Origin of the sequence: Streptomyces acidicola (assembly GCF_009377235.1) — a bacterium.
In the GTDB taxonomy this organism is placed as follows: Bacteria; Actinomycetota; Actinomycetes; order Streptomycetales; family Streptomycetaceae; genus Streptomyces; species Streptomyces acidicola.
The window spans coordinates 1-19,353 of sequence record NZ_VMNX01000180.1 but is presented as its reverse complement, the minus strand read 5'-3'; the positions used below and the strand labels follow the sequence as shown (position 1 = coordinate 19,353).

At 72.2% G+C, this 19,353-nt stretch carries 17 protein-coding genes; 13 read left to right on the top strand and 4 right to left on the bottom strand.

What is annotated here, in order from left to right; all coding sequences use genetic code 11:
• Window positions 1-1,886, top strand: a 1,886-nt coding sequence (locus tag FPZ41_RS33635; protein ID WP_152867381.1) for a primosomal protein N', incomplete at its 5' end; no start/stop codon positions are given.
• A 93-nt stretch (window positions 1,887-1,979) separates the two neighbouring features.
• On the opposite strand, the gene FPZ41_RS33630 is transcribed toward FPZ41_RS33635, so the two are convergent.
• On the bottom strand, window positions 1,980-2,522 hold the full coding sequence (locus FPZ41_RS33630; RefSeq protein WP_131564798.1) for a hypothetical protein: 543 nt from the start codon (window positions 2,520-2,522) through the stop codon (window positions 1,980-1,982).
• 282 nt (window positions 2,523-2,804) lie between these two features.
• Between FPZ41_RS33630 and fmt the strand changes: the two genes are divergently transcribed.
• The 10 genes from fmt to FPZ41_RS33580 all read left to right on the top strand — a co-directional run bounded on the left by fmt (window position 2,805) and on the right by FPZ41_RS33580 (window position 14,141).
• Window positions 2,805-3,737, top strand: a complete 933-nt coding sequence (fmt, locus tag FPZ41_RS33625) for a methionyl-tRNA formyltransferase (RefSeq protein WP_152867380.1) — start codon at window positions 2,805-2,807, stop codon at window positions 3,735-3,737.
• 96 nt (window positions 3,738-3,833) lie between these two features.
• Window positions 3,834-5,273 (top strand): RsmB/NOP family class I SAM-dependent RNA methyltransferase, encoded by a 1,440-nt coding sequence (locus FPZ41_RS33620; RefSeq protein WP_322621056.1) that lies wholly within the window; start codon window positions 3,834-3,836, stop codon window positions 5,271-5,273.
• Between the two features lie 80 nt (window positions 5,274-5,353).
• Window positions 5,354-6,040, top strand: a complete 687-nt coding sequence (gene rpe / locus FPZ41_RS33615) for a ribulose-phosphate 3-epimerase (protein ID WP_152867379.1) — start codon at window positions 5,354-5,356, stop codon at window positions 6,038-6,040.
• 221 nt (window positions 6,041-6,261) lie between these two features.
• Window positions 6,262-7,314: a sugar-binding transcriptional regulator gene (locus FPZ41_RS33610; RefSeq protein WP_322621055.1), complete on the top strand. Its 1,053-nt coding sequence runs from the start codon at window positions 6,262-6,264 to the stop codon at window positions 7,312-7,314.
• A 155-nt stretch (window positions 7,315-7,469) separates the two neighbouring features.
• Window positions 7,470-7,823 (top strand): barstar family protein, encoded by a 354-nt coding sequence (locus FPZ41_RS33605; protein WP_152867378.1) that lies wholly within the window; start codon window positions 7,470-7,472, stop codon window positions 7,821-7,823.
• Window positions 7,824-7,953: 130 nt separating this feature from the next.
• Window positions 7,954-9,396 carry a GuaB1 family IMP dehydrogenase-related protein gene (locus FPZ41_RS33600; RefSeq protein WP_322621054.1) on the top strand — a complete coding sequence of 481 codons (1,443 nt, stop codon included), beginning with the start codon at window positions 7,954-7,956 and terminating at the stop codon, window positions 9,394-9,396.
• 99 nt (window positions 9,397-9,495) lie between these two features.
• The gene (locus tag FPZ41_RS33595) at window positions 9,496-9,948 is read left to right on the top strand and encodes an Lrp/AsnC family transcriptional regulator (protein WP_131564811.1); all 453 of its coding nucleotides are present in this window, start codon (window positions 9,496-9,498) and stop codon (window positions 9,946-9,948) included.
• A 200-nt stretch (window positions 9,949-10,148) separates the two neighbouring features.
• Window positions 10,149-11,354, top strand: a complete 1,206-nt coding sequence (locus FPZ41_RS33590) for an MFS transporter (RefSeq protein WP_152867375.1) — start codon at window positions 10,149-10,151, stop codon at window positions 11,352-11,354.
• A 193-nt stretch (window positions 11,355-11,547) separates the two neighbouring features.
• A complete protein-coding gene (locus FPZ41_RS33585) occupies window positions 11,548-12,336 on the top strand; it encodes a carbon-nitrogen hydrolase family protein (protein ID WP_152867374.1) in 789 nt (262 codons plus the stop codon).
• Window positions 12,337-12,428: 92 nt separating this feature from the next.
• Window positions 12,429-14,141: a flavin monoamine oxidase family protein gene (locus tag FPZ41_RS33580; RefSeq protein WP_152867373.1), complete on the top strand. Its 1,713-nt coding sequence runs from the start codon at window positions 12,429-12,431 to the stop codon at window positions 14,139-14,141.
• A gap of 7 nt (window positions 14,142-14,148) precedes the next feature.
• On the opposite strand, the gene FPZ41_RS33575 is transcribed toward FPZ41_RS33580, so the two are convergent.
• Window positions 14,149-15,078 carry an LLM class F420-dependent oxidoreductase gene (locus tag FPZ41_RS33575; protein WP_152867372.1) on the bottom strand — a complete coding sequence of 310 codons (930 nt, stop codon included), beginning with the start codon at window positions 15,076-15,078 and terminating at the stop codon, window positions 14,149-14,151.
• Between the two features lie 99 nt (window positions 15,079-15,177).
• Complete coding sequence (locus tag FPZ41_RS33570) at window positions 15,178-15,852, bottom strand: DUF5995 family protein (protein WP_152867371.1); 675 nt, start codon at window positions 15,850-15,852, stop codon at window positions 15,178-15,180.
• Between the two features lie 172 nt (window positions 15,853-16,024).
• Between FPZ41_RS33570 and FPZ41_RS33565 the strand changes: the two genes are divergently transcribed.
• Window positions 16,025-17,152 carry a glycoside hydrolase family 6 protein gene (locus FPZ41_RS33565; RefSeq protein ID WP_152867382.1) on the top strand — a complete coding sequence of 376 codons (1,128 nt, stop codon included), beginning with the start codon at window positions 16,025-16,027 and terminating at the stop codon, window positions 17,150-17,152.
• On the opposite strand, the gene FPZ41_RS33560 is transcribed toward FPZ41_RS33565, so the two are convergent.
• The gene (locus FPZ41_RS33560) at window positions 17,134-18,351 is read right to left on the bottom strand and encodes an MFS transporter (protein ID WP_152867370.1); all 1,218 of its coding nucleotides are present in this window, start codon (window positions 18,349-18,351) and stop codon (window positions 17,134-17,136) included. The two genes, FPZ41_RS33565 and FPZ41_RS33560, sit on opposite strands and share 19 nt — an antisense overlap.
• A 157-nt stretch (window positions 18,352-18,508) precedes the next feature.
• On the opposite strand from FPZ41_RS33560, the gene FPZ41_RS33555 reads away from it, so the two are divergent.
• Window positions 18,509-19,353: ROK family transcriptional regulator (locus FPZ41_RS33555; protein WP_152867369.1), on the top strand; the 845-nt coding region annotated here is incomplete at its 3' end.

The following is a 19,353-nucleotide window of genomic DNA, read 5'->3' as shown; positions in this document are numbered from 1 at the left end:
GGGGGCGGAATGTGCGGGAGGGGAGGCGAGAGGGCGGCTCGCTGATCGACGGGTTTCTCATCGAGCGGGTCGCCGAGTCGGACTACGCCGGGCCGCTCGCCGCGTTGGCGCAGGTCGTGTCGCCCGAGCCCGTCCTCGGTCCCGAGTTGCTGGGGCTCGCCCGGGCCGTCGCCGACCGGTATGCGGGGAGCCTGGCGGATGTGCTGCAGCTGGCCGTTCCGCCGCGCCATGGGAAGGCCGAGGCCCGGGAGACGGGCGATCCGCCTCCGCCACCCGTAGCGCCGGAGCCGGGGTCCTGGCGGAGGTACGGGAGGGGAGCGGATTTCCTGAAGGCCCTGGCCTCGGGGGGAGCGCCTCGTGCCGTGTGGACCGCGTTGCCCGGGCCGCGGTGGGCCGAGGAGATAGCGCGGGCCGTGCAGGCCACGCTCGCATCGGGACGGGGGGCGCTCGTCGTCCTGCCTGCCGGGCGCCCCGTCGCGCGGGTGGACTCCGCACTGCGGGAGCTGTTGGGCGAGGGGCAGCATGCTGTCCTCACCGCCGACGCCGGGCCGGAGCGGCGATACCGGGAGTGGCTGGCCGTGCGGCGGGGGGCCGTGCGGGCCGTGGTGGGGACGCGGGCTGCCATGTTCGCACCCGTCCGTGATCTCGGGCTGGTGGTCGTCTGGGATGACGGCGATTCCAGTCACAGTGATGACCGCGCCCCGTTTCCGCATGTGCGCGAGGTGCTGGAACTGCGATCCTCCCGGGACAAGTGCGCCTTTCTGCTGGGGAGTTGGAGTTGTACCGTCGAGGCGGCGCAGCTCGTGGAGAGCGGCTGGGCCGCGCCGCTCGTCGCCGATCGGGAGCAGGTGCGGGCCAGCGCGCCGCTCGTGCGGACCGTGGGCGATGCCGAGCTCGCGCGGGACGAGGCCGCACGGGCGGCCCGGCTGCCGAGCCTCGCCTGGCAGGTGGTCCGGGACGGGCTGCGGCACGGGCCGGTGCTCGTGCAGGTGCCGCGGCGGGGGTACGTGCCTCGGCTGGCGTGTGCGCGGTGCCGGGAACCGGCGCGGTGCCGCTGGTGTGCCGGACCACTTCAGGCCCAGGACGCCGGGGGCGGCGCTCTGTGCTGCGGGTGGTGCGGGCGCGAGGAGGGCGCCTGGCACTGTCCGGAGTGCGGGGGCTTTAGGCTGCGGGCGCAGGTCGTCGGGGCGCGGCGGACCGCCGAGGAGCTCGGGCGGGCCTTCCCCACGGTGCCGGTGCGGACCTCCGGCCGGGAGCAGGTCCTGGACACCGTGTCCGGGGCGCCCGCACTGGTGGTGAGCACGCCGGGCGCCGAACCGGTCGCCGAGGGCGGGTACGCGACCGCCCTGCTGCTGGACGGCTGGGCCATGCTCGGCCGCCCCGATCTGCGGGCCGGGGAGGACGCGTTGCGGCGGTGGATCGGGGCCTCCGCGCTCGTACGGGACCAGGGAGCCGGCGGCACGGTCGTGGTCGTCGCCGAACCGACGCTGCGCCCCGTGCAGGCGCTCGTACGGTGGGACCCTGTCGGGCACGCCGTGCGGGAGCTGGCCGAGCGGGCCGAGCTGGGATTTCCGCCTGTGTCGCGGATGGCCGCGGTGTCGGGTACGGCGGAGGCGGTGGCCGAGCTCCTGGCCGATGCCGAACTACCGCGTGATGCCGAGGTGCTGGGCCCTGTTCCGATACCCGTCACGGATGCCGGGCGGCCTCGTAAGGTGGGGGCGCCACCACCGGGGGAGCGGTGGGAGCGGGCGCTCGTCCGGGTACCGCCGGGGAGCGGGGCCGCGCTGGCCGCCGCGCTGAAGAGTGCGCTGGCGGCTCGAATGGCGCGTGGGGGAAGTGGGCTTGAGGCGGCGCGGGTTCGGATCGATCCGCTTGACATCGGCTGATCATCGAGACGTGCCGCGGTGGTTCGGGTGCCGGGTGCCGGGTGTGCCACTGCCTCCCGGTTCGGAACCGGGAGGCAGTGGGCGGGAAGTGGGTCAGCCGTTGCGGGGGCCCGGGAAGGCCGTCGGCCTTACCTCGTCACGGAGGGTCGGGCTGCCGGCCGTGGGCTGCGTCGGCATCGAGCGGGCGGCCGGGACCGTGGGCACTCCGGGCATGCCGGTGCCGACATTGACCGTGCGCGTGCCTGACGGCTCCGCGGTGCGCTCGGCCTCCGCCGCGGCCTGGGTGGCGGCGCGGCGGGCGCCGTAACGACGGTGCACCGCCTGTTTGGTGACTCCGAGCGCCGATCCCACGGCGTCCCACGAGAAACCCAGTGAGCGGTCGAAGTCCACGGCGGCCGTGACCAGGGTCTCGACGCTGTCCCGCAGCTCCTGGGCGAGGCGGACGGTCGGGGCGGGGGCACGTCCGTAGACGACGAATCCCGTGGAGGGGCCGGAGCGGCGCGGGCGGTAGACATTGCCCAGCTGGGCGGTCAGGGTGCGTAGTGCGTCCACCTGCCGGCGGACCCGCTCGATGTCCCGCACCAGCAAGTGCAGGCTGGCCCGAGCCTGGGCGTCGTGGGTTGCGTGGTCGGCCATGAACAAGCCTCTCGAACCGGCGTTGAAGGATGGGCCGCGAATGCGGCCTGTTTGGTCAACTCTTTCTTGACCAACGCGCCTCCGGGTTTGTGGTCACGCTGCGGGGCGTAAGGGCGTTTTGCGTACGCCCCCTGAGGTCGCGCTTTCCGCCGCGGCCGCCCCTGCGAGTGCGCTGTCGGGACTCGCAGCACACCGCCATAGACTGGTGTGCTGCCCCGCACACCGGTCGCCGGAGACGCCGGGGCCGATCCGAACTCCCGCCCGAGAGGCCGACAGTCACCCATGAAGCTCGTCTTCGCCGGTACCCCCGAGGTCGCCGTTCCCGCTCTGGACGCCCTGATCGCCTCCGGGCGGCACGAGGTGGCCGCCGTCGTCACGCGGCCGGACGCGCCGGCGGGGCGCGGGCGGCGGCTGATCGCGAGCCCCGTCGCGCAGCGGGCGGAGGAGGCCGGCATCGAGGTGCTGAAGCCCGGCCGGCCCCGGGACGAGGAGTTTCTGGCCCGGCTCCGGGAGATCGCGCCGGACTGCGCTCCCGTGGTGGCGTACGGCGCCCTGCTGCCACGCGTCGCCCTCGACATCCCCGCGCACGGGTGGGTCAACCTGCACTTCTCGCTGCTGCCCGCCTGGCGCGGAGCCGCCCCCGTGCAGCACTCCCTCATGGCGGGGGACGAGATCACCGGGGCGTCGACCTTCCTGATCGAGGAGGGGCTGGACTCCGGTCCCGTCTACGGCACCGTCACCGAGGAAGTCCGCCCCACCGACACCAGCGGCGACCTCCTCACCAGGCTGGCCTTCGCCGGCGCCGGGCTGCTGGCCGCGACGATGGACGGGATCGAGGACGGCACGCTCAAGGCCGTACCGCAGCCCGCCGAGGGCGTCACCCTCGCGCCGAAGATCACCGTGGAGGACGCGCACGTCGACTGGTCCGCTCCGGCCCTGCGCGTCGACCGGGTGGTGCGCGGGTGCACGCCCGCGCCCGGCGCGTGGACGATGTTCCGGGGCGAGCGGCTCAAGCTCATCCAGGTCGCGCTCGTGCCGGACCGTGGCGACCTCGCCCCGGGCGCCCTCGCCGTCGGCAAGAACAACGTGTACGCGGGCACCGGCTCGTTCGCCGTCGAGCTGCTGTGGGTGCAGGCCCAGGGCAAGAAGCCGATGCGGGCGGCGGACTGGGCCCGCGGGGTGCGCATCGTCGACGGAGAGACCCTCGGGGCGTAGGCCACGGTCGTCAAACTCCCGCCTGCCCAGGCGCGACGTACGCTTGACGCGTCGCTTGACGCGTGTCCCCACCCTGATTTCCGGAGCACCTTTTTCGTGAGTGAGCAGTCCCGTCGGCCGCGCAGGCCGGGCAAGCCCTACCGCCGGCCCCAGAAGGACCCCGTCCGCATCCTCGCCTTCGAGGCGCTGCGGGCGGTGGACGAGCGGGACGCGTACGCGAATCTCGTGCTGCCGCCGCTGCTGCGCAAGGCGCGGGAAAAAGAGGGACCCGACAAGTTCGACGGGCGTGACGCGGCGCTGGCCACCGAGCTGGTGTACGGGACGCTGCGGCGGCAGGGCACGTACGACGCCGTCATAGCGGCCTGTGTCGACCGGCCGTTGCGGGAGGTCGACCCGCCCGTGCTGGACGTGCTGAGTCTCGGTGCGCACCAGTTGCTCGGGACGCGGATTCCCAGCCACGCCGCCGTATCAGCCTCCGTCGAGCTCGCGCGTGTCGTCCTCGGTGACGGGCGCGCCAAGTTCGTCAACGCCGTGCTGCGGAAGGTCGCGCAGGACGACCTCGACGGGTGGCTGGAGCGGGTCGCGCCGCCCTATGAGGACGACCCGGAGGACCATCTCGCCGTCGTGCACTCGCATCCCCGCTGGGTCGTCTCCGCCCTGTGGGACTCCCTCGGCGGCGGCCGCGAGGGCGTCGAGCGGCTTCTCGAAGCCGACAACGAGCGCCCCGAGGTCACCCTCGTCGCCCGGCCGGGGCGCGCCACCGCCGGTGAGCTGCTCGACTCCCTCGGGGACGAGGCCGCGACGCCGGGGCGCTGGTCGCCGTATGCCGTGCGGCTCAGCGAGGGCGGCGAGCCGGGCGCCATCGACGCCGTACGCGAGGGCCGTGCGGGCGTGCAGGACGAGGGCAGCCAACTCGTCGCGCTCGCCCTCGCGGCCGCGCCCCTGGAGGGCCCCGACAAGGCGTGGCTGGACGGGTGCGCCGGACCCGGCGGGAAGGCCGCCCTGCTCGCCGGGCTCGCCGCAGAGCGGGGCGCCGTGCTCCTCGCCTCCGAGAAGCAGCCCCACCGGGCCGGGCTCGTCGCGAAGGCACTGGACGGCAATCCCGGTCCGTATCAGGTCATCGCCGCTGACGGTACGCGCCCGCCGTGGCGGCCGGGCATCTTCGACCGGGTGCTGATGGACGTACCCTGCACGGGACTCGGTGCCCTCCGCAGGCGGCCCGAGGCACGCTGGCGGAGACGGCCCGAGGACCTGGACGGGTTCGCACCGCTCCAGCGCGCCCTGCTGCGGACCGCACTCGACGCCGTGCGCGTCGGCGGGGTCGTCGGGTACGCCACCTGTTCACCGCATCTCGCCGAGACCCGCGCGGTCGTCGATGACGTGCTCAAGCAGTACGGTTCCGCGGCAGACCTCATCGACGCCCGGCCGCTGCTGAAGGGCGTACCGGACCTGGGTGAGGGTCCGGACGTCCAGCTGTGGCCGCATCTGCACGGCACGGACGCGATGTATCTGGCCCTCATCCGCCGGATCGCCTGATCAGGCCCGTGGTTTCCGCACTGCCGGTCCCACCCGGGACCGATGCCCCCGCCCTCCGCGGGACATGGGAGGCTTAGGGCATGGCCGTGCAGATCAACCCCAGCATCCTGTCCGCCGACTTCGCCCGCCTCGCCGAGGAGACGAAGGCGGTCGAAGGGGCCGACTGGCTCCATGTGGACGTCATGGACAACCATTTCGTCCCGAACCTCACGCTCGGCGTGCCGGTCGTGGAGTCGCTCGCCCGCGCGACGGAGACCCCGCTGGACTGCCACCTGATGATCGAGAACGCCGATCGCTGGGCGCCCCAGTACGTCGAGGCGGGTGCCGGTTCCGTCACGTTTCATGCCGAGGCGGCCGCCGCACCCGTGCGGCTCGCCCGTGAGATCCGGGCCAAGGGCGCCCGGGCCTCCATGGCGCTGAAGCCCGCGACGCCCATCGAGCCGTACGAGGACCTGCTTCCCGAGCTCGACATGGTGTTGATCATGACGGTCGAGCCGGGCTTCGGAGGGCAGTCGTTCCTCGACATCATGCTCCCCAAGATCCGCCGCACCCGTGAACTGATCACCAAGCACGGCCTCGAACTCTGGCTCCAGGTCGACGGCGGCGTCTCGGCCTCCACCATCGAGCGCTGCGCCGACGCGGGCGCGGACGTGTTCGTGGCCGGCTCGGCTGTGTACGGGGCCGAGGACCCGGCGGAGGCGGTACGGGCCCTGCGCGCCCAGGCCCGGTCGGCGACGGCCACGGCGGCCTGGGCGTGCGCCCACTGAGCACCCACCGGGCCTGCAGCCGCAGGAGCACGGCCGCGTTCAGGAACCTCACAGGGGTTGCGGAGCGTTGATCAGGAAACCCACGGAGCCGCGGGAACGTCCGATCAGTGGGCGCGGAAATCCGGTGGACGCGCGACGACTGGGCCAAGACCACGTGAACGCCACCCATCCGGGCTGATCGAATACGTCGGATCTGCAAGGATGAACGGCGTATCCAGAGTGTGAACAGCAGTGAGGAGATGGCCGTGTCGGGTATGTCGGCGGGCCGGTCAGCCATGCGGATGGGACCCGCTGAGCTGGTGCAGGCGGCGGCGATGGCCCGCCGCTTCTACCTTGAGGGAAAGTCCAAGATCCAGATCGCCGAGGAGTTCGGCGTCAGCCGCTTCAAGGTGGCCCGGGTCCTGGAGACCGCTCTCGAACGAGATCTCGTGCGCATCGAGATCCGCGTCCCCGCCGAGCTGGACGCCGAGCGCTCCGACGCGCTGCGCGCCCGCTACGGCCTCAGGCACGCCGTGGTGGTCGAGTCGCCGGCCGAGGCCGAGGAGTCGCCCGACCCGGAGAACCTCGGTGAGGTCGCCGCGGATCTCCTCGGCGAACTGGTGACCGAGGGCGACGTCCTCGGGCTCGCCTGGGGGCGCTCCACCATCCACATGGCGGCCGCCCTCGACCGGCTGCCGCCCTGCACGGTGGTGCAGCTGACGGGCGTGTACGACGCCGGGACCGCCGAGCGCGGCTCCGTGGAGGCCGTCCGCCGGGCCGCTCAGGTCTCCGGCGGAGACGCCCACCCCATCTACGCGCCGATGCTGCTGCCGGACGCTGCTACCGCGGCCGCGCTGCGCCACCAGACCGGCATCGCCCGAGCCTTCGAGTACTTCGACAAGGTCACGGTCGCCTGCGTCTCCATCGGCTCCTGGGAGGCGGGCATCTCGACGGTGCACGACATGCTCACCGAGGAGGAGCGCGCCCATTACGCGTCCCTCGGTGTCGCCGCCGAGATGTCCGCGCACCTCTTCGACGCGGAGGGACGCCGGGTCGGACGGGACCTGGGGGAGCGGTGCATCACCGTCAAGGCCGACCAGCTGCGCCGTATCCCCGAGGTCGTCGCGATCGCGGGCGGGCAGCGTAAGGCGGCGGCGATCGACGCCGTGCTGCGGTCGGGGCTGGTGACCAGCCTCGTCACGGACACGGCGGCGGCGGACGCCCTGCTGATGGCGGGACCGGCACCACGGTCCGCGCTCAACCGTACGGACCCGGACGATGCGCTCCGCGCGTAGCCGGTGGGCCTTGTCCGCCGGGTCGGGGTCCGTGTGGGGACCCCCGTCGCGGCGGAGCCGCACATGCGGCACAGCACCGCGCCCCTTCCGGGGCGCACCCCCAGCGCAGTGTGCTGGACCGGTGATCACTACGACTCGATCAGGACGAGGCTGAGATGAGCGACGGCACGCTCGCGGAGGCGCTGGTCGCCAGTGGCTGGGCGCACATCGAGCTGGACCTCGCGGGCGTCACCGACAAGTCCGCCTTCATGGACCGCTGCGCCCGCGCCCTGGACCTGCCCGACTACTTCGGCCGGAACTGGGACGCCCTCGCCGACTGCCTCGGCGACCTGTCGTGGGCCCCGGCCGCGCGGGGGCGGCTGGTCGTGGTCACCGGCTGGCAGGAGTTCGCCCTGGCGGCGCCGCACGACTGGGGCATCGCGCAGGAGGTGCTCGGCGAGGCGGGAGACCGCTGGCGCGACACGGAGACCCCGCTGCAGGTGGTGCTCGCTCTCGGAGGATCCTCCTAGGCCGCCCAGGCCACTCTGGACGATCCGTCCGCCCCACGCATACCGGCCGTCATGGGAAAATGAAGTACGTGCTCTTCCCTCCGACTGACCTGTCCGGGGGCCACCTCTGAACGACTGGGATGTGCAGCACGTGCGTTTCCTCAATGACATCCAGCCCGCGTACGACCTGACCTACGACGATGTCTTCATGGTGCCGAGCCGCTCCGCGGTCGGTTCCCGCCAGGCCGTGGACCTCGCCTCCCTGGACGGGTCGGGCACCACCATCCCGATCGTCGTGGCCAACATGACCGCCATCGCGGGCCGTCGCATGGCCGAGACCGTCGCCCGGCGGGGCGGGCTCGTCGTCATCCCACAGGACATCCCGATCGAGGTCGTCACCGAGGTCATCTCCTGGGTGAAGGGCCGCCACCACGTCCTGGACACCCCGATCGTCCTGGGCCCCCACCAGACCGTCGCCGACGCCCTGGCGCTGCTGCCGAAGCGGGCCCACAACGCAGGCGTGGTCGTGGACGAGGACCACAAGCCGGTCGGCGTCGTCACCGACACCGACCTGTCCGGCGTCGACCGCTTCACGCAGCTCGCCGAGGTCATGTCCAGGGACCTGCTGCTCCTCGACGCGACCATCGACCCGCGTGAGGCCTTCCACACCCTCGACGCCGCCAACCGCCGCTACGCCCCCGCCGTCGACGCCGACGGCAGGCTGGCCGGCATCCTGACCCGCAAGGGCGCCCTGCGCGCCACGCTCTACACCCCCGCCACGGACGCGGGCGGCAGGCTGCGCATAGCCGCCGCCGTCGGTATCAACGGCGATGTGGCGGGCAAGGCCAAGCAGCTCCTCGACGCGGGCGTCGACACCCTCGTCATCGACACGGCGCACGGCCACCAGGAGTCGATGATCAGTGCCATCGGGACGGTCCGGGCGATCGATCCGACGGTGCCGATCGTGGCGGGCAACGTCGTCGCCGCCGAGGGCGTCCGTGACCTCATCGAGGCCGGTGCGGACATCGTCAAGGTCGGCGTCGGCCCCGGCGCCATGTGCACCACCCGCATGATGACCGGAGTGGGCCGCCCCCAGTTCTCGGCCGTCCTGGAGTGCGCGGCCGAGGCACGCAAGTACGGCAAGCACGTGTGGGCCGACGGCGGCGTACGGCACCCGCGCGACGTCGCCATGGCCCTCGCGGCCGGCGCGTCGAACGTCATGATCGGGTCCTGGTTCGCGGGGACGTACGAGTCGCCGGGCGACCTCCAGCAGGATGCGGGCGGGCGCCTCTACAAGGAGTCGTTCGGCATGGCCTCCGCGCGTGCCGTCCGCAACCGCACGTCCGACGAGTCCGTCTACGACCGTGCTCGCAAAGCCCTGTTCGAGGAGGGCATCTCCACCTCGCGCATGTTCCTCGACCCGGCCCGCCCGGGCGTCGAGGACCTGATCGACTCGATCATCGCGGGCGTCCGCTCCTCCTGCACCTACGCGGGCGCCGCGTCCCTGGACGAGTTCGCCGAGCGGGCCGTCGTCGGCATCCAGAGCGCCGCCGGCTACGCCGAGGGCCAGCCGCTGCACGCCAGCTGGAGCTGACCGACCTGGAGGGGAAGGTGCCGGCCGGGCTCGTGTTCTACTTCAGTCACGGCTGTCGCCGCTCCCGTCCTGCAACTCCGGAGAAGTGAACCACCCGCAGTGCTGAACGATCTCGACGAACGCATCGTGCACGCCCTGGCCGAGGACGCCCGCCGCTCGTATGCCGACATAGGCCAGCTGGTCGGCCTGTCCGCGCCCGCCGTCAAACGGCGCGTGGACCGGTTGCGAGCCACCGGAGCGATCACCGGCTTCACGGTGCGTGTTGATCCCGCCGCGCTCGGCTGGGAGACCGAAGGGTTCGTCGAGATCTTCTGCCGGCGCAACACGTCGCCGCAGACGATCCAGCGCGGGCTGGAGCGGTACCAGGAGGTCGTGGCGGCCTCCACGGTCACCGGTGAGGCCGACGCGGTGGTGCAGGTCTTCGCTTCCGACATGCGGCACTTCGAGCGGGTGCTGGAGCGGATCGCGGGGGAGCCGTTCGTGGAGCGGACCAAGTCCGTGCTGGTGCTGTCGCCGCTGCTGCGGAGGTTCTCGTCCGGAGCGCCGGCCTAGGAACGCGGGGGTACAACGCGGGGCACCTCGATACAGCCCCGCGCCCTTTACAGAACAGCCCCGCGCCCCTTACAGAGGCGCGGACCCCCGTTTAAGATCGGTCACATGACCTGGCGACATTGATCCAGCAGCCGTGCCTCCCGAGGGCCGCCTCGGGCGCCGTTCATCCGGCGTCCGAACTGTCCCTGCGGGAAGGCCTCATGACACTCTCACCCGAGCGCGTGCCTGCCACCGGTGTCCGGCGGCTCACGGCCACGCTGTACGGCTACTCGTTCCTCGACGACCTCGTCCTGCTCTACCCGGTGTACGCGCTGTTGTTCGTCGACACCGGTCTGTCCGTCTGGCAGATCTCCTCCCTGTTCATGCTGTGGTCGCTGACCGGCGTCCTCGTCGAGGTCCCGTCCGGGGCCTGGGCCGACGCCGTCTCCCGGCGGACGCTGCTGTGGCTCGGGCCGCTCCTCGGCGCCGTCGGCTTCGCCCTGTGGGTGCTCGTCCCCTCGTACGAGGCGTTCGCCGCCGGATTCGTGCTCTGGGGCATCCGGGGCGCCCTCGGCTCCGGTGCGCTGGAGGCGCTCGTGTACGAGGAGCTCGAACGGCTCGGCGCGGTCGACCGTTACGCGCGGGTCATGGGCCGGGCCCACGCCGCCGGGCTGGTCGGAGTGGTGACGTCCATGGCGCTGGCCGGGCCGGTGCTCGCGTTCGGCGGGTACCCGGCCGTGGGGCTGGCCACCGTGCTGGCCTGTCTGCTGACCGCGGCCGTGGCGAGCCGGTTCCCGGAACACCGGACCGCCACCGTTCGGGGTGACAGCTGGGCCACGACCCTCACCACCCTGCGGACGGGACTCGCGGAAGCCCGCCGCGATCGTTCCGTACGCGGTGCGCTGCTGCTCGTTCCGGCCGTCGGCGCCGTGTGGGGTGCGCTCGACGAGTACACACCGCTGCTGGCGCGGGACACGGGTGTGGCCGAGGAGACGGTTCCCTACCTGCTCCTGCTGATCTGGGCGGGAGCCACAGTGGGGAGCCTGCTGGCCGGGGCGGGCGAACGCCTGGGCACGGCCGGGCTCGCCGGGCTGCTGGCCGGCTCGGCGCTGGCCCTGGCCGTGGGCGCGGTGGCGCGGACACCGTCCGGTCTCGCCCTCGTGGCCCTTGCCTTCGGTGGCTTCCAACTGGCCACGGTGCTGGCCGATGTCCGGCTCCAGCAGTGCATCGACAGCTCGGGACGGGCCACCCTGACCTCGGTCGCCGGTGTGGGCACCGAACTCGCCACGATCACCGTGTACGGCGCGTACGCGATGCTCGGCTCGGCCCACGCGCACGGCACCGTTTTCGCCGTGTTCGCGGCGCCGTACCTGGTGACCGCTCTGCTGCTGGCGGCTGGAAGCTCGGGTGTCACGGCACGACGGTGAAGTCGCCGGTGCCAGTCGTGGACGGGTGTCTTTCCCGTCGCACAACGAATCGCCGCCGGACCCGTGTGCCACGCAACGGATCGTTCACCGGCGCGCAACGGCTGCTGCTTGTCCGGCCGAGCCGGCCGACCGTAGCGTCTCAGTGGCCCGGCAGACGGCCCCCAACCCCCCTTTGCCCAGGTGAGGAACACGCATGCGCACCGCCCTGCTCCAGAGCTCCGGCCGCCCCGGCGCGGTCGCCGAGAACCTCGAGGTGCTCCACGAGGCCGCGGGGCGCGCGGCGGCCGCGGGAGCCGGGCTGCTGGTGGCGCCGGAGATGTTCCTCACCGGATACGCGATCGGCGACGGCATCGCGCGGCTGGCCGAGCCCGCCGACGGGGACTCTGCCGACGCGATCGCGGAGACCGCCCGGCGGCACGGCCTCGCGGTCGCCTACGGCTACCCCGAGCGGGCCGGAGACCAGGTCTTCAACTCGGCCCAACTCGTCTCCGCCGACGGCATCCGGCTGGCGAACTACCGCAAGACCCACCTGTACGGCTGCTTCGAGCGCGACCACTTCACACCGGGGGAGCAGCCGGTCGTCCAGGCCGAACTGGGCGGCCTCCGCCTCGGGATCATGATCTGCTACGACGTCGAGTTCCCGGAGAACGTCCGCGCCCACGCCCTCGCCGGCACGGACCTCCTCCTGGTGCCCACGGCCCAGATGCACCCGTTCCGGTTCGTCGCCGAGTCGATGGTCCCGGTGCGCGCCTTCGAGAACCAGATGTACGTCGCGTACGTCAACCGGGTCGGCCGAGAAGGAGAGTTCGACTTCGTCGGGCTCTCCACGCTGGCCGGTCCCGACGGGGTCGTCCACGCCCGCGCCGGCCGTGGCGAGCAACTGCTCCTCGCCGACGTCGACCCTGCCTGCCTCGCCGCCTCCCGCCGGGCGAACCCGTATCTGGAGGACCGACGTCCAGGCCTGTACGGGTCCCTCACCTGAACCGCCGGCCTTTGCCGCGCCGTCAGCCTTCCCCTGTCTTCCCTCAGTCCCCAGCCTTCTCCCAGTCTCCCTGTGCAAGGAGCCCGTACCCCATGACGTCCACGGTGCCCAACCCCGGTCGGCACGCAGACGACCAGCCGCCGCCCATCACCATGTTCGGGCCGGACTTCCCGTACGCGTACGACGACTTCCTCGCCCATCCAGCGGGCCTGGGCCAGATCCCCGCGACCGAGCACGGCGCGGAGGTCGCGGTCATCGGCGGTGGGCTGTCCGGGATCGTGACCGCGTACGAGCTGATGAAGATGGGGCTCAAGCCCGTCGTGTACGAGGCCGACCGGATCGGCGGGCGGCTGCGGACCGTGGGGTTCGAGGGCTGCGACCCGTCCCTGACCGCCGAGATGGGCGCGATGCGCTTCCCGCCGTCCTCCACGGCGCTCCAGCACTACATCGACCTGGTCGGCCTGGAGACCCGCCCCTTCCCCAACCCCCTTGCGGAAGTCACTCCTTCGACCGTCGTCGACCTCAAGGGCGAGTCGCACTACGCGGAGACGATCGACGATCTGCCGCAGGTCTACCGGGATGTGGCCGATGCCTGGAACAAGTGTCTCGAAGAAGGAGCCGACTTCTCGGACATGAACCGCGCCCTGCGTGAGCGTGACGTCCCGCGCATCCGTGAGATCTGGTCGAACCTCGTCGAGAAGCTCGACAACCAGACCTTCTACGGCTTCCTGTGCGAGTCGGAGGCCTTCAGATCCTTCCGGCACCGCGAGATCTTCGGCCAGGTCGGCTTCGGCACGGGCGGCTGGGACACCGACTTCCCGAACTCCATCCTGGAGATCCTGCGCGTCGTCTACACGGAGGCCGACGACCACCACCGCGGCATCGTCGGCGGCTCGCAGCAGCTGCCGCTGCGCCTGTGGGAGCGCGAGCCCGGGAAGATCGTGCACTGGCCGTACGGGACCTCGCTGAAGTCGCTGCACGTGAACGGCGAGCCGCGCCCGGCCGTGACCCGGCTGCACCGCACCGCGGGCAACCGGGTCACGGTGACGGACGCGAACGGCGACATCCGTACGTACCGGGCGGCCGTGTTCACCGCCCAGTCCTGGATGCTGCTGTCGAAGATCGACTGCGATGAGTCGCTCTTCCCGATCGACCACTGGACCGCCATCGAGCGCACCCACTACATGGAGTCCAGCAAGCTCTTCGTACCGGTCGACCGGCCCTTCTGGCGGGACAAGGCCGTCGACGACAGCGGAAACCCGACCGGCCGTGACGTCATGTCGATGACCCTCACCGACCGTATGACGCGCGGGACCTACCTCCTCGACGACGGCCCGGACAGGCCCGCCGTGATCTGTCTGTCGTACACCTGGTGCGACGACAGCCTGAAGTGGCTGCCCCTGTCCGCGAACGAGCGGATGGAGGTCATGCTGAAGTCGCTCGGCGAGATCTATCCGGGCGTCGACATCAGGAAGCACATCATCGGCAGCCCGGTGACGGTGTCCTGGGAGAACGAGCCGTACTTCATGGGCGCGTTCAAGGCCAACCTGCCCGGCCACTACCGCTACCAGCGGCGCCTGTTCACGCACTTCGTGCAGGAGCGGCTGCCGGCGGACCAGCGGGGTGTCTTCCTCGCCGGTGACGACATCTCCTGGACGGCGGGCTGGGCCGAGGGCGCCGTCCAGACCGCGCTGAACGCGGTCTGGGGCGTCATGCGTCACTTCGGCGGGGCGACGGACCCGGCGAACCCCGGGCCCGGCGACGTGTTCGACGAGATCGCCCCCGTCGAACTCCCCGAGGACTGACGGGGTCTCACACCCCGGCGGCCCGCGCTCCCTCGTACACCTCGGCGGCGAGGTCCTTGAGCTCCTGTGCGTCCCGCGGCGTGCCCTGCAGTTCGATGAGGATCTCGTCGAGGCCGAGCTCGCCGTAGGCCGCGAGATCCTCGACGATCTGGGGGACGTCGCCCTGGAAGGGCTGACGGTTCGCGCCGTCGTAGGCCTTGGGCGTCCAGACCGCGTTCGCCCGCAGCACCGTCTGGATCGGTTCCTCGCGCCCGCGCTCGGCCGCGAGATCCTGCAACTTACGCCACTGCGCGGCGAGCTGATCGACGCCGATGGCCACCGGCAGCCAGCCGTTGGCGTGGTCGACGAGCCGCCGCTGGGCCTTCTTGGAGGCAGCGGCGAGCAGGATCGGAATCGGCCGGGCGGGCTTGGGGCCCACCGCGGCGGGGGCGATCTTCGTGATCCGCCCGTCGTACGACACCGGGTCGGCGCCCCACACCGCGCGGCAGACCTCGATCACCTCGTCCAGCATCTGGCCGCGCTCCTCGAAGGGGCGGACCGAGGCGGCCGCGTACTCGTCGTGCGACCAGCCCGTGCCCAGGCCCGCGATCACCCGGCCGCCGCTCGCCGCGTCCAGCGAGGCGAGGGCCTTGGCCAGCTGGAACGGCACATGCAGCGGGGCCACCAGCACGCTCGACCCGAGGCGGGCGCGCTCCGTGGCGGCGGCAGCGAGGGTGAGGGTGACCAGCGGGTCGGCCACGTGGCGGTACTCGTCGGGCCAGGGCAGGCCCTCGATGCCGTACAGGCCCTGCGTGGCCGGCTCGGGGAAGAGTGCCCGTTCGAAGACCCACAGGCTGTCGTAACCGATCTGTTCGGCGGTGCGCGCCACCTCCGGTACGTCCTTGCCGATGTCGTACTGCCGCATTTGAGGAAGACCGAGTCCGAGTCGCGTCGCCATGCTCAAGCTCCTTCGCGAGAGATGTGCCTTTGTTGAACGTAAAACTGCATCCAGGATTTCTGGGGCCAGGCGCCCGGATCGGGTGCAGGAGTGGCCGAATCAGCCCGGCAGTGGCGTGAGCAGCATCCGTCCCGCGAACCCCACCGCGGCGTCCAGCCGCTCGGTGAACTCCTCTGCGAGGTCGGGCAGTCCGCGCAGGGCCCACAGCGCGCGGGCCGCCGACCAGGCGGCGTCACGGGCCCGCTCCAGACTCCACGAGCCGGCGAGGTGCGTGAGCGGATCGGCGATCTGGAGGAGGTCGGGACCCGGCATCAGCTCTTCGCGGATGCGCTCCTCCAGCGAGACGAGGATGTCACCCACGAGCTCGAACTCGTCCTCCAGCTCGGCGGGTTCGCAGCCGAGCGTACGACAGGCGTCCACGACGGCGAGCGCGAGATCGTGCCCGACGTGCGCGTTGATGCCCGAGAGCGCGAACTGCAGTGGCTGTACGCCGGGATGACGCCGGAACAGCAGCAGCGGCCGCCAGCAGGCGGGCGGACGCCCTCCTTCCGCCACCCGCAGATAGCGCTCGGCGAACCGCACATCCAGCGTGATCGCCGCCCGGACGTCCGGGAACCCCCCGGTGTCGATGCACCGGTCGATCGCCTCCGTGACGGCCAGGTAGACACGGTTGAAGACGGCGACCCCGTCGTGTCGCGGCAAGGTGGTGTCCAGGACATGCATACGGGCGACGACTCCGTCGACGGGAGTGGTGAGATCTTCCAACTGCGCCATAGGGGCAGGGTCCCAGCCCTAGGCTGACGCCAGGAGCGCCGGGCCGGGCGCGTCCCCGGATCGGGGTAACGCCCACGGCGGAAAGTGAGGTGTGCACCACGTGTCAGGCTTACGTGCCCAGCGCCTGGCCGCACGCAGGGCCGAGCGCAGGCGCGCCGCCGGGCGCGGCGCCATGGTCGCCGCGGCCTGCGTCGTGGCCGCCGTCGGAAGCATCACCGGGATGGTCTCCGCACTGGACGACGACCGCGGGTCCGACGAGGCGCGCCCCCAGGCGACCCGCTCGCCCAGCCTCCGGCCGAAGCCCGCCGTGCCCAGTGCGCCTGAGCCCTCCCCGCCGCCCGCGTCGCCCTCGTCGGCCGCCCCGTCCCCGTCGAGGACGTCCCCGAAGCCGAGCCCGACGCCCACCGCGACGAAGACGAAGGAGACCGTCGCCGCGTCGGCCCGCCTCTACCGGTACCCCGACTCCCAGGTCGTCGACTGGGTCGCCGGCAACCCGACGGACCCCCGGAACGAGGTCATCAAGTCCCGGATCGCCGACCATCCGGCCGCCGTCTGGTTCGCCGACTACACGCCGTCCGACATCACCGCCCGGGTCAGCGCGGTCACCTCGGGCGGGTCCGAGCAGGGGCGGGTGCCGGTCGTCGTGCCGTACGCCATCCCGGACCGCGACTGCGGCGGTGCCTCACAGGGCGGGGCGCCCGATCTCGACGCGTACGACGCGTGGATCGACAGGTTCGCCGCCGGGCTCGGCTCGGACGAGGTGATCGTGATCCTGGAGCCCGACTCGATTGCCCAGTCCGACTGCCTCTCGTCCGCCGAGCGCGTCGACCGGTTCGCGTCGCTGGCCCGTGCCGGCCGCGTCCTGAAAGAGGCGAACCCGAAGGCCCGGGTGTACTACGACGCCGGCCACTCCGAGTGGAACGCGCCGGACAAACAGGCCGCACTCCTCGGCAAGGCGGGCGCCGCCTCGGCCGAGTCCTCCGACGGCGTCTTCAGCAACGTGTCCAACTTCAACCGCACGAACGCCGAGGTGACCTACACCCGGCAGGTGCTGGACGCCCTCGACGCTCCCGCGGGCCTGGGCGCCGTCATCGACACCAGCCGGAACGGCAACGGCGCCCCCGCCGACGGCGAGTGGTGCGACCCGGCCGGCCGCAAGCTGGGACAGGCGCCGACCCTCAGCACCGGAGAGGCACGCGTCGACGCCTATCTGTGGGTCAAGCTGCCGGGCGAGTCGGACGGCTGCAAGGGCGCGGCGGGGTCGTTCTCACCCGGGTACGCCTACGACCTGGCGCGCTGAGCCGCCGGGTCACCACCCGGAGCGGTGACCTTCGGCCGGTCGCGCTCGCCCGAGCGCAGCACGCCCGCGAGGACGACGAGACCGCACGCCAGGAACATGACCAGCCCGAACGACACCATCAGGCTCGTCGCCTGCGCCAGGGTGCCGATCGCGCTCGGGGCGATCAGACCCGAGGTGTACGTGATGGTGGCGACGCCCGCGATGGCCAGGCTCGCGTTCGGGCCGCTGCGCCCGGCGGCCGCGAAGCACAGCGGTACGACGACCGCGATGCCCAGACCCATCAGAGCGAAGCCCGCCATCGCGACTGCCGGGTGCCCCGCCACGACGACGAGGAGCCCGCCCAGCGCGGCCAGGACACCGCCCGCCCGTACCGTGCGCACCGCGCCGTAGCGGTTCACGATCGCGTCACCCGCGATCCGGGCCAGCGCCATGGTCAGCATGAACGCGGTGGTGCACGCGGCGGCGAGACCGGCCGACGTGCCCAATTGGTCGCGCAGGTAGACGGCCGACCAGTCGATGCTCGCGCCCTCCGCGAACACCGCGCAGAACCCGACCGCGCCGATGAGCAGCGCCGACCTGGGCGGCAGCGCGAAGTGCGGCGGCGGCTCCTCGTCCTGGGTGGGCCTCAGGTCGAGCACCCACTGGCAGGCGACCAGGGCGAGGACGGTGAGTGTCACCGCGGCCAGCGCGTGGTGCAGGCGGGCGTCCGAGCCCAGGTGCGCGGCGAGCGTGCCGGCCGCGGAACCGGTCAGCGCACCCACACTCCACATGCCGTGCAGACCCGACATGATCGACTTTCCCAGGCGGTTCTCGACGTCCACACCCAGCGCGTTCATCGCGACGTCCGCCATGCCGGCCGTGGCGCCGTACACGAACAGGGCCAGGCACAGCGTCCACAGGTTCGGCGCGAGGGACGGCAGGACCAGGGCGAGCGTCCACAGCGAGATCAGGCCGCGCAGTGCCGTGCGGGCGCCGAAGCTATGGCTGATCCGCCCCGCGAGGGGCATCGCCACCGACGCGCCGAACGCCGGGAAGGCGAGCGCGAGACCCAGCTCGCCCGGGCTGACGGAGGCGTGGTCCTGGATCCACGGCACCCGGGTGGCGAACGACCCGGTGACCGCACCGTGCACCGCGAACACGGCAGCCACGGCATACCGGGCCCGCCGCACCGTGCGCTCGTCGTAGACCACCTCGCCCATCCTCATCTCCTTCCCGGACCGGAGCACACAGCGCCCCGCCGTCACCGAAATCATCGCGCCGCGTAAACTATCAGGAACCCTGCCTGATAGATAGGCGTGAAAGGGGCGCTCAACGGCCACCGGCCGTGCGCCGTCACTCATCTGGAAGGATCCCGGCATGCCCGCATCACCGAGCACCGCCCGGGCCATCAACGACCGGCTCGCCCTGCGGCTGCTGCAGCAGGAGGGCCCGCTGACGGCAGGTCGGCTGAAGCAGCTCACCGGACTGTCCCGGCCCACGGTCGCCGACCTCGTGGAGCGCCTCATGGCGGCCGGTCTCATCGAGATCGTGGGCGAGTCGGGGGAGCAGCGCCGCGGCCCGAACGCACGCCTCTACGGGATCGTCGCCGACCGCGCACACCTGGCGGCCCTCGACGTGCGCACCGAGGGAGTGACCGTCGTCATCTCCGACCTGCTGGGTACGGAGCTCGGCCGGGCGTCCCTGCCGATCGCGGACGACACCGGAACCGGACCCGCGGTGGAGCAGGCGGTCGCACTGGTGGAGCGCGCGGCCAAGGAGGCGGGGGCCGACCCGCTGCACACCGTGGGCATCGGAGCCCCGGGCCTCATCGACCCCGCCACCGGCGAACTCCGCAACTCCTCCGGTCTCCCCGAATGGCACCGCCGTCTGGTCGCGGCGCTCGGTGAGCGCCTGCCGGCCCGTGTGATCGTCGAGAACGAGACGAACCTCGCCGCACTCGCCGAGCAGCGGGACGGTGCCGCCGACGACCGCGACACTTTCGTCCTGTTGTGGCTCGGCCTCGGCACCGGCGCCGCCGTCGTCCTCGACGGCCGCCTCCGCCGCGGCGCCTCCGGCGGCACGGGCGAGATCGGCTTCCTCCCGGTGCCCGGCACGGCCACGCTCCCCTCGGCCACGGACTGCGCCGGCGGCTTCCACTCCCTCGGCGGCGACGCGGCCGTGGTGTCACTGGCCGGCGAGTACGGGCTGGTGGGGGAGGGGGC

Coding starts and splice junctions, on each gene's coding strand:
- FPZ41_RS33560 (WP_152867370.1), bottom strand. CDS start 18,351: ATGGGCGAGGTGGTCTACGACGAGCGCACGGTGCGGCGGGCCCGGTAT.
- rpe (WP_152867379.1), top strand. CDS start 5,354: ATGGCCGTGCAGATCAACCCCAGCATCCTGTCCGCCGACTTCGCCCGC.
- FPZ41_RS33590 (WP_152867375.1), top strand. CDS start 10,149: ATGACACTCTCACCCGAGCGCGTGCCTGCCACCGGTGTCCGGCGGCTC.
- FPZ41_RS33585 (WP_152867374.1), top strand. CDS start 11,548: ATGCGCACCGCCCTGCTCCAGAGCTCCGGCCGCCCCGGCGCGGTCGCC.
- FPZ41_RS33575 (WP_152867372.1), bottom strand. CDS start 15,078: ATGGCGACGCGACTCGGACTCGGTCTTCCTCAAATGCGGCAGTACGAC.
- FPZ41_RS33630 (WP_131564798.1), bottom strand. CDS start 2,522: ATGGCCGACCACGCAACCCACGACGCCCAGGCTCGGGCCAGCCTGCAC.
- FPZ41_RS33570 (WP_152867371.1), bottom strand. CDS start 15,852: ATGGCGCAGTTGGAAGATCTCACCACTCCCGTCGACGGAGTCGTCGCC.
- fmt (WP_152867380.1), top strand. CDS start 2,805: ATGAAGCTCGTCTTCGCCGGTACCCCCGAGGTCGCCGTTCCCGCTCTG.
- FPZ41_RS33605 (WP_152867378.1), top strand. CDS start 7,470: ATGAGCGACGGCACGCTCGCGGAGGCGCTGGTCGCCAGTGGCTGGGCG.
- FPZ41_RS33565 (WP_152867382.1), top strand. CDS start 16,025: ATGGTCGCCGCGGCCTGCGTCGTGGCCGCCGTCGGAAGCATCACCGGG.
- FPZ41_RS33580 (WP_152867373.1), top strand. CDS start 12,429: ATGACGTCCACGGTGCCCAACCCCGGTCGGCACGCAGACGACCAGCCG.